Origin of the sequence: Halobacillus shinanisalinarum (assembly GCF_022919835.1) — a bacterium.
Classification (GTDB): Bacteria; Bacillota; Bacilli; order Bacillales; family Halobacillaceae; genus Halobacillus_A; species Halobacillus_A shinanisalinarum.
Genome location: NZ_CP095074.1, coordinates 3,699,013 through 3,713,177, shown reverse-complemented (window position 1 = coordinate 3,713,177; position 14,165 = coordinate 3,699,013). Strand labels below are relative to the sequence as shown.

At 41.1% G+C, this 14,165-nt stretch carries 12 protein-coding genes and 1 pseudogene; 11 read left to right on the top strand and 2 right to left on the bottom strand.

Going from position 1 to position 14,165, the window contains the following annotated elements:
* Nucleotides 1-48 precede the first annotated feature (48 nt).
* The 7 genes from MUO14_RS18300 to MUO14_RS18270 all read left to right on the top strand — a co-directional run bounded on the left by MUO14_RS18300 (nt 49) and on the right by MUO14_RS18270 (nt 8,664).
* A complete protein-coding gene (locus tag MUO14_RS18300; RefSeq protein ID WP_244752008.1) occupies nt 49-1,650 on the top strand; it encodes a sensor histidine kinase in 1,602 nt (533 codons plus the stop codon).
* A 180-nt stretch (nt 1,651-1,830) separates the two neighbouring features.
* Nucleotides 1,831-2,520 carry a response regulator gene (locus MUO14_RS18295; RefSeq protein ID WP_244752007.1) on the top strand — a complete coding sequence of 230 codons (690 nt, stop codon included), beginning with the start codon at nt 1,831-1,833 and terminating at the stop codon, nt 2,518-2,520.
* A 195-nt stretch (nt 2,521-2,715) separates the two neighbouring features.
* Nucleotides 2,716-3,693, top strand: a complete 978-nt coding sequence (locus MUO14_RS18290) for a tripartite tricarboxylate transporter substrate binding protein (RefSeq protein ID WP_244752006.1) — start codon at nt 2,716-2,718, stop codon at nt 3,691-3,693.
* Nucleotides 3,694-3,765: 72 nt separating this feature from the next.
* Entirely contained in the window at nt 3,766-4,215 is a 450-nt protein-coding gene (locus tag MUO14_RS18285) for a tripartite tricarboxylate transporter TctB family protein (protein WP_244752005.1), read from the top strand.
* An 11-nt stretch (nt 4,216-4,226) separates the two neighbouring features.
* The gene (locus MUO14_RS18280) at nt 4,227-5,744 is read left to right on the top strand and encodes a tripartite tricarboxylate transporter permease (RefSeq protein WP_244752004.1); all 1,518 of its coding nucleotides are present in this window, start codon (nt 4,227-4,229) and stop codon (nt 5,742-5,744) included.
* Nucleotides 5,745-5,757: 13 nt separating this feature from the next.
* Nucleotides 5,758-7,278 carry an FAD-dependent tricarballylate dehydrogenase TcuA gene (gene tcuA / locus MUO14_RS18275; RefSeq protein WP_244752003.1) on the top strand — a complete coding sequence of 507 codons (1,521 nt, stop codon included), beginning with the start codon at nt 5,758-5,760 and terminating at the stop codon, nt 7,276-7,278.
* A 57-nt stretch (nt 7,279-7,335) separates the two neighbouring features.
* The gene (locus tag MUO14_RS18270) at nt 7,336-8,664 is read left to right on the top strand and encodes an SLC13 family permease (RefSeq protein ID WP_244752002.1); all 1,329 of its coding nucleotides are present in this window, start codon (nt 7,336-7,338) and stop codon (nt 8,662-8,664) included.
* Between the two features lie 546 nt (nt 8,665-9,210).
* Here the strand turns inward: MUO14_RS18270 and crcB are convergent.
* Both crcB and MUO14_RS18260 read right to left on the bottom strand, forming a co-directional pair.
* Entirely contained in the window at nt 9,211-9,582 is a 372-nt protein-coding gene (gene crcB / locus MUO14_RS18265; RefSeq protein WP_244752001.1) for a fluoride efflux transporter CrcB, read from the bottom strand.
* 79 nt (nt 9,583-9,661) lie between these two features.
* Nucleotides 9,662-9,955, bottom strand: a complete 294-nt coding sequence (locus MUO14_RS18260) for a fluoride efflux transporter FluC (protein WP_244752000.1) — start codon at nt 9,953-9,955, stop codon at nt 9,662-9,664.
* Nucleotides 9,956-10,324: 369 nt separating this feature from the next.
* Here MUO14_RS18260 and MUO14_RS18255 point away from each other — a divergent pair, with 369 nt between their 5' ends.
* The 4 genes and pseudogenes from MUO14_RS18255 (at nt 10,325) to tatC (ending at nt 13,951) form a co-directional block, all read left to right on the top strand.
* Nucleotides 10,325-11,080, top strand: a complete 756-nt coding sequence (locus MUO14_RS18255; protein ID WP_244751999.1) for a gluconate 2-dehydrogenase subunit 3 family protein — start codon at nt 10,325-10,327, stop codon at nt 11,078-11,080.
* Between the two features lie 21 nt (nt 11,081-11,101).
* Nucleotides 11,102-12,840: pseudogene (locus MUO14_RS18250) on the top strand (GMC family oxidoreductase).
* A 116-nt stretch (nt 12,841-12,956) separates the two neighbouring features.
* Nucleotides 12,957-13,175, top strand: a complete 219-nt coding sequence (tatA, locus tag MUO14_RS18245) for a twin-arginine translocase TatA/TatE family subunit (protein ID WP_244751998.1) — start codon at nt 12,957-12,959, stop codon at nt 13,173-13,175.
* Between the two features lie 17 nt (nt 13,176-13,192).
* The gene (gene tatC / locus MUO14_RS18240) at nt 13,193-13,951 is read left to right on the top strand and encodes a twin-arginine translocase subunit TatC (protein WP_244751997.1); all 759 of its coding nucleotides are present in this window, start codon (nt 13,193-13,195) and stop codon (nt 13,949-13,951) included.
* Nucleotides 13,952-14,165: the final 214 nt, after the last annotated feature.

Here is a 14,165-nt window from a genome sequence, read left to right as displayed (position 1 = left end):
GGCAAACACCAAATGATCCACTCTTATTGACAAACAACGGAGGTTCTTATGGAAAAGCTTCTAAGAGTTTCACTTCAGATCAAAATCTTAGGATTAGTGATCGTTCTACTATTGCTTGTTTTAAGTCTAGTTACCTTCATGGTCGCCTATATGGAGTCTAATGAGGATGTTGAAAACGCGGAAAACTTGGCACTTCAAACAGCCCAAACCCTTTCTTATATGCCTGTGGTCCAGGACTCGTTCCTATCAAACAGGCCCACAGATGAAATGAACCACATTGCCGATCAGATTAGGGATCAAGTGGATGCCTCAGCTATTAAAATTGCCAATCGAACGGGTGATATCTACGGCTATTCTGGTCAAGAATCTACCTTTTCTGCTTCTAGGGAGGATTATTACCGCGCCCTAGTGTTCGGAAGCAATTATGTCATTCACACACAAGAGGATCATCATAAAATCCTCAAAGGAATCTCACCGATTATCGTCGATTATGGGGATTACAGGCAAGTAGAAGGCAGCGTGTCTGTAGAGTTTCAAATGGAATCAATACATAATGAAATCGCTGCAGATATTAAAAAAATTATTATGGCTTCCGGTGCTGTTTTCCTTTTTGGAATTGCTGGCAGCTTTCTCCTTTCCAAAAGCATTCGAAAAGACACGCTTGGACTTGAGCCTTTTGAAATATCTGCCTTATATCGGGAGAGAAATGCAGTATTGCAGTCTGTCAAAGAAGGGATGATTGCCTTTGACCACTACGGCACAATTACGATGATTAACCTCTCAGCAAGGGAGTTATTAGATCTACCTCGGATTGTTGAGGGTCAAAACGTATATAATGTAATCTCCTCACCAAAACTACTTGACTTGGTTAATGCAGATAAGGGGTTAGTGAATAAAGAACTTCAATATAAGGATAAGACTGTGATTATTAACAGCAATCCGATTACCGAAGATGGGAAACGAACCGGTACTGTCGTTAGTTTTAGGGATAAAACGGAGATTAAAAAGATGATTGATGCCATTTCCGAGGTCAGACAATATTCAGAGGATCTTAGAGCACAGGCTCATGAATTTACGAGCAAACTGTATGTCATTTTAGGGTTGATACAATTAGGAAAATATGAGGAAGCCATTCAATTGATACAAGAGGAAGCCCATACACAAGAGAAGGTAACCGAAATGTTCTTCAAAGATATTCGCGATGAAAAAATTCAAGCAATTTTGCTTGGCAAATTCGCTAAAGCGTCTGAGAAGAAAATCAACTTCACCATTGAAGATGGCAGTTCACTGGACCCATTGCCAGAGCATATTCATTTATCACCGCTGATTGTGATGTTAGGGAACCTCATCAACAATGCTTTTGAAGCTGTCTCTGATCAAAAGAATAAGGATGTTTCTTTCTTCGTAACAGACTTAGGAAACGATATCGTTTTTGAGATTGCCGACCGTGGCAAAGGACTCAAAGAAGGAATGGAGCAGCATATCTTTCAAAAGGGGATTTCCTCTAAAGGCGATAATCGTGGATATGGTCTTGCCAATGTAAGAGAGGAAGTGGACATGTTAAAGGGGTCTATCGAAATAAGCAGTCGCGAACATGAAGGAACCATTTTTACAATAATCCTTCCTAAAAGTGTGTGTTCAAAAAGTTGACACATGAGAAACAAGAAGTTCGAGGCGCGAAAGTTTTGAGGACCGCAAGCCGTATGCCTTTCATACGTGAGGACCGGAAAAACCGAGCAACGGAGAAATTCGCCATTATTATTTGGTGACTTTTTGAAGAAAAAGATGGGATAAAAGGAAATAGAAAAATACCTTGGAGAGGATGGTTGGATGTTTCGTGTAGTCATTGCAGAGGATGATTTCCGGGTTGCGCAAATTCATGAGGAATTCTTAGCCAAAGAAAAAAAGATGCAGTTAGTAGGTAAGGCAAGTAACGCAAAAGAGACCTTGCAGTTATTAGAAGAGCATTCAGTCGACCTGCTGTTGCTCGATGTCTATATGCCTGATGAGCTCGGAACCGAATTATTGCACAAAATTAGAGAACGGCACCCTCGTGTCGATATGATTATGATTACAGCTGCAACAGACAAGGCGTTTTTAGAAAAGGCGATCAATTATGGTGTGCAAGATTACTTAATAAAGCCAGTAACGATCCAACAATTTCAAGAATCGCTGGCTCGTTATCAAAAGAAGAAAAACATGCTCCAATCAACGGAGGAAGTCAATCAGGACATTCTTGAACAAGTATTCGGTTCTGGCTCGGGGCAAAAAGAACAAGATGTCCCTTCCCTCCCTACTGGCATTGACTTTAGAACACTAGAAAAAATAAAGACCATTCTTATGCGGGAAAATGATGGAATCACTTCTGAAAAAGCTGGAGAAAGAATCGGTGCATCGAGAACAACTGCCCGAAGATACCTGGAGTATCTAGTAGGGATAAATGAAGCATCTGTTGAACAAGTTTATGGAATTGTTGGCCGTCCTGAACGTCGCTATTACAGCAACCAACAAATTGATTAAATCTTATAAATACTAGAAACATTTTGTGAACTTAATGCACAAAATGTTTTTTAATTATATAAAACACATTATTTTGAAAACGTTTACACTGATTTACTTGTAAGGGTAAGATGAATTTAATTAGTCATTCACACCGTTTATAAACACAGTACTGTTAGGTGAGGCTAGACTAAAAAATTTTAAAGGAGTGTTTGTATGCGAAAGTTTGGAATGATTCCTCTATTATTACTTCTTCTCTTGATGACAGCCTGTTCAGGAAATGCTTCAAGCAGTCAGGAATATCCTACCAAAAATCTTGAGATTGTAGCACCCGCTTCACCAGGCGGCGGATGGGACTTAACTGCACGTTCACTTAAAAAAGTTCTTTCCGGACAAGGTTTGGTTGAAGAGAACATTAATGTCATTAATAAACCAGGCGGCGGTGGAGAAGTTGGATGGAAATACTTAGAAAACCAGGATGCCCACTCCCTAGCTGTTAACTCAAGCCTAGTGTTAACAAACAATCTTCTGGGTCAGAGTGAGTTGACTTACAAAGATTTCACTCCAATCGCTACACTAGCCACAGAATGGCAATCCCTTGCTGTTCCTAAAGATTCGAAATTTAAGTCAGCTAAAGAATTCATGGAAGCATTAAAGAAAGATCCTAGTTCTATCAAAATCGGTGTAGGCCCTGGGCTCGGAAATGATGACCACCTCTCGATCGTCCAAGCTGCCAGCGAATATGGCATAGACCCCTCCAAGTTGAACTTCCTTGTTTATGAGGGTGGCGGAGATGTCGTAACAGCCCTGCTTGGTGGTCATGTTGACGCAGTAACTACCTCACTATCTGAAGTAAAAGATCAGCACATTGCTGACAAACTTGAGATTTTAGCCGTGTCCTCTGAGAAACCAATCGAAGGAATCGAAGATGTACCGACTTGGAAAGAGCAAGGAGTCGACTTGGTCTTCCCTCACTGGAGAGGTCTGATGGGACCACCTGATATGACAGAAGAACAAATTGCTTTCTGGGATGAGAAATTAAGCAAAATGGTAGAAACAGAAGAATGGAAGAAAGTCTTAAAAAACAATGACTGGGAAGGTTTTTACAAAAATAGCGAAGAAACAAAAGCCTTTTTACAAGAACAGCATGATTTATACAAACAACTCATAGAAGACTCTGGATTAGTTAACTAATCAATGGATATTGCCTGTTGTCGGAGTATATGGCAGCAGGCATTTATTTCTAATAAAAGAGGTGAATAGTTAGTGAAAACCATTAAAATGGGCGTCCCTACCTTCTTAATTATATTCAGTATCGTTTTCCTAATCGCCTCACTCAATCTACCAAAGGCGAACTTAGGTAACCCAAATGCACCTATTTATTTTCCGGCAGGATTAAGTATCATCATGTTAATTTTTAGTGTCATTTATTTCTTTCAAGAACTGAAGAACTTTCATAAAGAAAATGAATATATCAAACAGATCCTTTCTGGAAGAACACCTAAATTGATTGGATTTACTCTCCTGTTCGGTGGGATTTATGCCTTAATTTTTGACCGCATCGGTTTCCTATTCTCAACCATCATTTACTTAGGTGCCCTTCTCTTTTATATTAATGGCCTGAAAAAATGGCTGGTTAATATCATTGTTACTATTAGTTTCTCATTTATTTCATGGTATGCATTTAGTGTATTACTTGGAGTCAGTTTACCTTAGGAGGTGATCAAATGGATGTAAGTAGTTTTGTGGAAGGACTTTCGATTGCTTTAGAACCTATTAATATTATGTGGATTATTATTGGTGGGTTTCTAGGAACTGTTGTCGGAATGCTTCCCGGTCTAGGTCCAGCGACTGCTGTTGCCGTATTAATCCCCGTTACGTTTGGGATGAATCCAGTCAGTGCGATTATTTTAATGGCGGCTATCTATTACGGTGCGATGTATGGAGGCTCACGAAGCTCGATTCTCCTCAATACACCTGGTGATGGATCTGCGATTGCAGCGACATTTGATGGCTATCCCATGGCGAAAAAAGGGCAGGCCGGGCAAGCATTAGCGATATCTGCTGTTGCCTCCTTCATCGGGGGTATGATTGCCGTTGTCGGTTTTATCTTTCTCGCTGAACCCTTAGCCAACTTTGCTCTAAAGTTCGGCCCGGCAGAATATTTTCTATTAATGCTGCTCACCCTGTCAGCCATTGTCGCTCTATCGATTGGAAAAATGGTCAAAGGGTTTCTAGCTATGATGATTGGACTTGCCTTAAGTACAGTTGGTATCGACACCCAAACAGGTGTATATCGATTTACAATGGGCTTCCCCCATTTAAGTGAGGGCATCGATTTTCTAATTGTCATCATTGGTGTGTATGCCATTGGCGAAGTTCTCTATAATTTTCTTAACATTGACCAACAAAAAAAGGAAAAGAAAAAAGTTGGCAAGGTTTGGTTTTCAAAGGAACAATGGAAACGATCTAAATGGCCAATCTTGCGGAGCGGTCCTTTAGGGTTCCTGGTCGGTGTACTACCTGGAGCCGGGGGTTCGATCGCATCAATGATTGGTTATACCACCGAAAAACAAATTTCTAAAAAACCCGAGGAATTTGGGGAAGGTGCTGTTGAAGGCCTAGCAGCGCCGGAGTCAGCTAACAACGCTGCCTCTGTAGGTGCCATGATCCCGCTTCTTACGATGGGAATCCCTGGTTCCGGAACAACGGCCGTCATGCTTGGTGCGCTCATTATGCTTGGTTTAAGACCGGGCCCACTATTATTCGAACAACAGCCCGAGACAGCTTGGGCATTAATCAATAGTATGTTTATTGGAAATATAGCCTTAGTTATTATCAACATCCTTCTTGTAGGGTTGCTTGTCAAAATCCTTGATACACCGGCAAAAGTGCTCTACCCAATCATTGTCTTGTTAGCTTTTATTGGAACCTACACATTAAGCTATTCAACGATCGACTTTTTCTTACTCCTTGTATTTGGAATTTTCGGTTTAATGATGAAGGTTCTTGATTTTCCGATTGCACCACTTGTGCTTGCCTTAATCGTCGGAGTTGATATGGAGCAAAACTTTCGGATGGCCCTATTATCATCAAATGGAAGCATCGGCATCTTCTTCTCTTCTGGAGTAAGCATTACCTTGATCATACTTACATTGTTGTCACTGTTATATCCGCTTATTATTAAGCTCGTTAATAAAAAAAGACAAAATAGCCAAAAAGATCAAATCACAAAATCTTCCTGAGGAGGAACCATTGATGTCAAATCACTCTACACACTCATCAAGCTATGATTTAGTTGTCGTTGGAGCAGGAAATGCCGCCTTGTGTGCGGCCATTTCCGCCCGCGAAGCTGGGGCAAATGTATTAGTTCTTGAAAAAGCACCAGAACATAAACGTGGCGGCAACTCGTATTTCACCGATGGCGCGATTCGTTTTGCCTACAATGACCTTAGTGACATAAGAAAGCTTATGCCTGATTTATCGGATGAGGAAGCTGCCAACATTGTCATGCCTGAATATAGCACGAACAATTACTATGATGATTTATTGAGAGTGACTGGTGGGAAAAGTACCCCAGAATTAGCGAACCATTTAGTCAACGAATCTTATCAAACGATCTCCTGGATGAGAGAGCATGGTGTTGAATTTGAGCTAAATTACAACAATCAATCTTTTGAAAAAGAAGGACAATACCACTTCTGGGGCGGGCTTCCTGTAAAAACGAAGAACATTGGTATGGGATTGATGAAAACATTATTTGAACGAGCTGAGAAACTAGGAGTTGACGTTTGGTACGACTCACAAGCGATTGAACTTAAAACGGAGAACAATCAGATCACATCTATTGTTCTCGCACAAAACGAGCAAACCGTTGAAATATCTACAGCCAGCGCTGTGCTTGCGTGTGGAAGCTTTGAAGCCAATAAACAGATGCGTGCAGAGCATATAGGTAAGGAATGGGAAGCAGCGATTGTCCGGGGCACGGAATTTAACACAGGTGACGGATTAACAATGGCCCTTGCGATTGGCGCCCAAAGGCATGGCGAATGGGCAGGTTGCCATTCGATTGGAACAGACTACAATGCTCCAAAGGTGGGGGACTTCACGAAGCCTGGGGACATTTTTAAAAAACATTCCTACCCATTAAGCATTATGCTCAATAAAGAGGGCAAACGATTTGTCGATGAAGGAGCCGATTTCAGAAATTATACCTATGCTAAATATGGCAGGGAAATACTAAAGCAGCCTGATCACGTTGCTTATCAATTCTACGACCAGCAAGTCCGTCCGATGCTGCGTAAAGAATACAACCTTGAGGAAGCCACCTATTATCAGGCCGACACACTTGAAGAGTTAGTGGAGAAACTAGATGTGAACAAGGAACAGTTTCTCAAAACAATCTCAGAATATAATGATGCGGTAAAAGAAGGCTACTACAACCCAACCGTCAAAGATGGAAAAGGAACAACAGACCTTACACCGCCAAAAACAAATTGGGCTCTGCCCATTGAGCAAGGACCCTTCTATGCCTTCCCTGTCACATGCGGCATTACCTTTGCGTTTGGGGGATTGCACGTTAACACAGAAGGCGAAGTGTTAAATGAAGATCGTGAGCCGATTTCAGGATTATTTGCTGCTGGGGAAATGGTCGGCGGCATCTTCTATGGGAATTATCCTGGAGGATCTGGATTAATGTCAGGAGCGGTTTTTGGTAAAACGGCCGGTGCTTCCGCCGCCTCTTACGTACAAAACAAAAATACAAACATCACTTCTTAAGCAGACTAAAGCCACCTAACTCATGGTGGCTTTTACTCTTACATAGGAGCATGCGAAATGAACAAAAGACCACTATTATTAGCGCTAGCATTCATCATCTATTTATTGTTTTTTACGCCGATTTTCATCTGGGATATCAAACTGCAGGCGATCGCGGCCCTAGCCATCATTCAAATCCTATGGATCGGCCGCGTTTTCCCATTAGCGTATAGCTCCCTATTATTTTTCCTGCTGCTATCGTTTCATTTTTTTACGTACTCGGAAACCTTAGCCTACTTTAGTTCGGAAATTGTATGGCTTTTATTTGCGACCTTTATTATTTCACACGCTTTTATCGAAACAGGACTCGCAAGCCGTGTTTCTTTTCAATTGTTAAAAATATCTGGAGGCTCCGGCCGAGGCTTGATTCTGATTTCTTTTTTCCTAATGCTCGTTCTATCGGTTTTAATCCCATCAAACGTAGGCAAAGCCAACCTTGTCACGTCAGTACTTGATCGCTTACTTAAAAATTTAAAGGAAATTAACGAAGGGAAAAACTTAGCAAAAGCCTTATTTATTGGGATAAGCTATTTAGCTGCTATTTCAGGGGCCTTTGTCGCTACGGGAGCAAGCTCAACGATCTATACATTTGGCCTTTTCTCAAGTATTTCAACGAACCTGAACTATCTTACGTGGATCCTGTACTTCGCTCCCCCTATTCTCGTATTTATCATCTTGTTATGGCTTATCTTTCTGCATTACTTTCCACCAGAAAACATTGATAAACAGCATTTGCTGCAATTACTAGAAGAACGATTAGCAGAATTAGGCCGACTAAGTCTAGCAGAGAAAAAAGTTATTACTATTATGGGGTTAACGTTAATTCTATGGGCCACACAAACACTGCACGGCTTCTCCATCCCTCTCGTCGGTTTGTTAGGGGCCGTATTAACCATCTTCCCAAGAATAGGTGTTTGGAAATGGGAACAAGCTAAGAAATCTATCAATTGGGACATGATGCTGTTCTTTGCAAGCACACTCATGGTATCAGGTATGCTGATCAAAACCGGAACGATTGAATGGATCGCTGACTTTCTTGTCTATTCCGTATCATCACAATCAGCTATTCTTGTCCTATTGATCTTAGTTCTATGTACCGCACTGATTAGAATTATTTTTGTGAATATCCTAGGTTTTCTAACCATAATGATCCCGTTATCTATTAATATAGGTGAGAGTCTGACTGGTTTTTCACCGTTGGTTGTAGCGATGGCTGTATTCCTGACTGGGATACCAGGATTTTTTTTGATTACGCAGTCACCTGTGCATTTGATTAGTTATTCTTATGGATATTTTACGGATCGGGATTTGCTTAAAGTAGGGATCCCCTATCGATCGTATGGATAACATTAATCGTCTGTTCTATTTTATTTTTCTGGAGGTATGTTTTATAAGAAGGGATTGCGGAAATAAATACTTAACAGTCGACCCCGCATTTTCGTTCGCCAAATGTGGGCTCTTCCATGTTATTAAATAATCCATACATCAAGAGAAATTGTAAATATGAAGGGATCATAGGAACAAACATCCCCTTACAGTCGCCCCTATCCCCAAAACTCTCCCGCAAACCAACAATAAGCTTAGCAAACGTTCTTCAAACAGAAATAAGGACATTTCCTGAGGCATAGATTATAGAGGCAAAAATTGTGGTTTGTCACCAACAGGAGGATGCTGACTATGGTCAAAAAAAGATGAACATTATTAAGGGAAACCCTATATCCTTACAAGGGGTTTGTGTTTCCCGATGTTCAAGGGCGACGGCTTCGATGGGGCGCACACAACCCTTAGAGGCTTTCTGGAATAGAAAGGGATATGGTTATAACGCTATATGTAAGGCTGATATTAAAGTAGAATAATTAATAGAATAGCTTTTTAGGTCATCTTGTTTAATAGTCAGAAATAAAATTGGCCTATTCCAAAACCGATAAAAGCCAATAAAATGCCGCCACCGTAACTTACAACATTATAAAGTATAAGCACTTTCCAACGTTTTTTTATATGCAGCTGTATCCCCTCAAGTTTAAACGTTGAAAATGTGGTAAATGACCCCATCAGTCCAACCCCACACAACAGGTAGATAGGCTCCGTTACTTCTGAACCAATAAGAAATCCTAAGAGAAAGGATCCGACTAAGTTTACAATTAACGTGGCAACAGGCAGATTCAATGAGTACTTTTTATTAACAAATTGGCTGATTGCAAACCGTAATCCAGCTCCAACAAAACCTCCCACTCCAACTAGAAGCACTTTAATAAAAAAACTCATACCCTTTTCCTCCTTTTTGCCACAACAAAACCTACATTAGTTAAGAGCAATCCCCCACTAATACTGGCCAACACATAAATCACAGCCAGGATGTAATCCCTTTTTCAAGCATTAAAACCGTTTCAATACTAAGAGTGGAAAATGTTGTGAATGATCCTACAAATCCTGTACCTATAGCGACTTCCATTTTCGATGATAGAGAAAACTTATTAAATAATTCAAAGGTAAACCAAGCAAGAAAAAAGCTTCCAAGTAAATTTACAAATAATGTTGAAAACGGAAAATATACATCTGCATCGTAGAGCACTATCCCAATAATATACCTGAATGAAGCTCCTAGAAACCCCGCCATCCCTACAAAAAAATAAGCCAATATCTTGCCTCCTTCATGTAACTGTTCTTCCTTCCATATGAATCATCGCTAAAGACTTTTAAAAAACATCAAAACATGGGGTCGTTTTTCAAGAAAAGACAATGATGATCATCATTCGCCTATATTAATTTAGAATATTCCTTTCTTGAGTCGAAATCAAAAGTGACATTCTTTTATGATTTTTTGTTGAATACCTACACAACACTCACATAAATAAGATCCTTTTTGTATTGATGGTTTGAAGTATCTCCCTCCGTCCCTCTAGTAAGCTATCGCTCCATCTATTCTCGTATTTATAAGTATAACCTTTCCTGCTAATGGTTAGAGTGTTACAAACAGGTATTTAACTTATTGGAAGGAGGCACGAAGATGGCAGAAAACAACGAACGTTCTACCATGTCTCGTCGCCGGTTTATCAAAAATTCAAGCTATGCAGCCGGGGGAGCAATCGGTGGCGGATTCATCGGTACTCTTATTGGAAGAAATCTCTTAGGTGATAATCAAGAGGTGAAAAATGAATCACAATCCGATGCTCCACCTGATTTCAACCATGCCTTAATGCATTTTACTAATCAAAAAGAATTTGCGGTACTAAGCGCAGCAACAGAAAGGATCTTCCCTGAGGATGATAACGGCCCAGGCGCCGTCAAGCTGGGCGTGCCATTTTTTATTGATCACCAGTTGGCTGGATCCTATGGCCATAATGATAGAGAGTATATGCGGGGACCATTCTATCCAGGTTCTGACTTCCAAGGCTATCAAACCAGGCTTAAACGTCATGAAGTGTTCGATGTCGGCATTAAAGCGATACAGAATGAAAGTAAAAATGACTTTGATGCCAATTTTGTTGATCTTGAAGGGGAGCAGCAAGACAAAATCCTGCAAAAGTTTCAAGATGGCGATGTGAAATTGAAAGGTGTTACACCAACTACCTTCTTTGAGCTTCTGCGTTCGGCTACGATTGAAGGCGCTTATTCAGATCCGCTTTACGGAGGCAATGGCAATATGGAAGGTTGGATGATGAAGGAGTACCCAGGTAACTATATGAGCTATCTTAATGAGATTGGGAAAGAAAAATTCATTAAAAAAGAACCGAGAGCTTTGAGAGCACATCTGAAATCGTAATAAAGGAGTGTAGGATTAAATATGGCTACAACATTAGATAAGGTCGAGATTGTTACAGTAGGAGTCGGATGGACAGGCGGTATCATTGGAGCTGAGCTTGCGAAGAAGGGGGCTCAAGTCGTTGGTCTGGAACGTGGAAAAGCCAGATCAACAGATGACTTTCAACATATTCATGATGAATATCGATATGCAATCCGTTATGAATTGATGCAAGATTTATCTCGAGAAACTATTACATTTAGGAATGATAGAGATACCCGTGCTCTTCCGATGCGTCAGTTAGGTTCCTTCCTGCTTGGTGAAGGACTTGGCGGGGCAGGTGTCCACTGGAATGGACAAACGTGGCGTTTCTTACCCTATGATCTTGAGATTAAATCCATAACCGAAAAGAAATACGGAAAAAATAAGCTAGGTGACGAGTACACCATTCAAGATTGGGGCATCACATATGATGAACTGGAGCCCTATTTCTACAAGTTTGAACAGACGACTGGTATAAGCGGTGAAGAAAATGAGTTTAGTGCACCAAGAAACAACCCATATCCAAACCCGCCAATGAAAGAAACACCTATCACAAAGCGGTTTAAGGATGCAGCCAAGAATTTAGATCTCAGCCCTTTCCATATGCCATCAGGCAATATGTCTCAAACTTATGAGAACCCTGACGGCCAAACGATTGCTCAATGCCAGTATTGCGGTTTTTGTGAACGTTTCGGCTGTGAATACGGTGCCAAGTCTTCGCCAAACGTTACGGTCATCCCAACCGCTCAAAAAACAGGGAACTTTGAATTGCGGACACACGCTAATGTCACAGAAGTCATGTATGACGGGAATAAGGCAACAGGTGTCAAATATGTTGACCTGCAAACTGGGGAAGAATTTATCCAGCCTGCAGATATCGTTGTCCTCACGAGCTATGTGATGAACAACGTCCGTTTGCTGTTGAACTCTGGAGTGGGTCGCCCTTACGATCCCGAGAAACGTTCAGGTGTTATCGGCAAAAATTATTGCTATCAAATTTTACCTGGGGCTACGGCTTTCTTTGAGGAAGAAAAATTCAATTCCTATATGGGTGCGGGGTCGCTTGGAGCCACTGTTGATAATTATAATGGTGATAATTTTGACCATTCCGATGTAAACTTCATCCATGGCGGATCTGTATCCATCACTCAAACAGGCCAGCGCCCGATTAATAACAACACAGTACCTAAAGACACACCGAACTGGGGAAAACAGTTTAAAGCTGAGTCGATCAAATATTATCATCGTAACTTATCGATAGGGCCCAGGGTGCATCCATGCCCCATCGTAACAACTATTTAAGCCTGGACCCGGATTATAAGGATATCTTTGGATACCCGCTTCTCAGATTGACGTATGACTTTACAGAACAGGATAAAAATCTGCACAACTACCTTAGTGAGAAATGTGCAGCCATAGCAAAAGAAATGGGTGCAAGTAAGGTAGAACCAAGGGAAATCAGTGACCACTACAGCATTGTCCCTTATCAAACTACCCATAATACTGGCGGAGTGATCATGGGCGGCGATCCTGAAACATCGGCTGTCAATAATTACTCACAAATGTGGGATGTGGACAACTTGTTTGTGATTGGAGCTTCCTCTTTCGCTCATAACGGCGGCTATAACCCAACCGGTACTGTCGGGGCTTTGGCGTATCGTGCAGCCGAAGGAATTGCTAAGTTTAGAGAACAAAAAGGACAACTGGTGAAGGTTCAAAGCAATAGCGAACATGTATAAGGTATGGATTGGCCAATAAAGTAACATGCTAAAAAAGACAAGCTTTTAGGGTCAGCGTATCATTTGAACCACGTGCCCTGGCCCTACACATCCACAATACAAAAGGAGCGATCAAGATGGGCATAGCGAATATAGGTATTCCGGGTTTAATTATTATCCTTGTTGTAACTTTAATTATTTTCGGGCCTAAAAAATTACCCGAAATTGGCTCAGCATTCGGGCAGACTCTGTCTGAGTTCAAAAAGTCAGCCAATAGCCTGATGAATGATGAGGATAATGAACAGAAGAAGATTGTTGACGCAACGAAAGACGAGAATAAAGATCATCCATCTTAACGTTCCGGGGGGAATCGATGATGCACGAAGCACACTTGGATAAGCAACTGCTGAAAGAAGAAGAACAGACACTGGTCGAGCACATTACCGACCTAAGAAGGGCGATTATTAGCTCGGCCATCTTCTTCATCGTTTGTTTTGTTGCCATTCTAGTTTCCATTAATTACGTAATCCCTTTAGTAACTGACGGAAACAAACTCGTCATGCTCGGACCACTAGACGTTATAAGGTTTTATACCGGGATAGCAGGAAGCTTGAGTCTTGGACTATCAGCGCCATTTATTGGGTACCAAGCCTGGAAGTTTGTCAAACCTGCTATGACAACGAAAGAAAGCAAAACAACTTTATCGTTTATCCCAGGTATATTGATCAGCTTTTTGGCGGGTGTCGCTTTCGGATTTTTCATAGTATTCCCAACGGTCTATGGGTTTCTCATGAATATCGGCTCTCAAAATTTTGAGATGATGATCACAGCTAAAGAATACTTCTCCTTTATGTTGATGACATCCATCCCACTTGGTTTCTTATTTGAAGTACCATTGCTACTGATGTTTTTGACAGCGATCGGGATCGTGACACCGAGTAAATTAGGAGAAATCAGAAAATATGGGTATCTTCTGATGGCCATTGTTTCTGCTCTCATCACACCACCCGATCTGCTCTCTCAAATCATTGTTCTTGGACCTTTGATTGTCTTATATGAGCTCGGAGTTATCCTTTCGAAAATGGTTTATCGTCGAAAGTGGGAAACAGATGATCAGACAGAGAAACTATGAAGCGGGTAGGTTTAATACTTTGGACTAGAAAGCTGAACATTTTATGGGCGTGATCCTTAATAGGGATAGCGTCCATTTTTGTGGTTAAAAGATGCTGACCTATTAGGTTCTTATAAATTCTCTGTTCTTGGCTTCCTATATATTCATTAGTGTTCAAAAAAAGCAACCACACTCAGCGTTTGTCAAGGCCGAGTACGGTTGCTTAATTAATAGC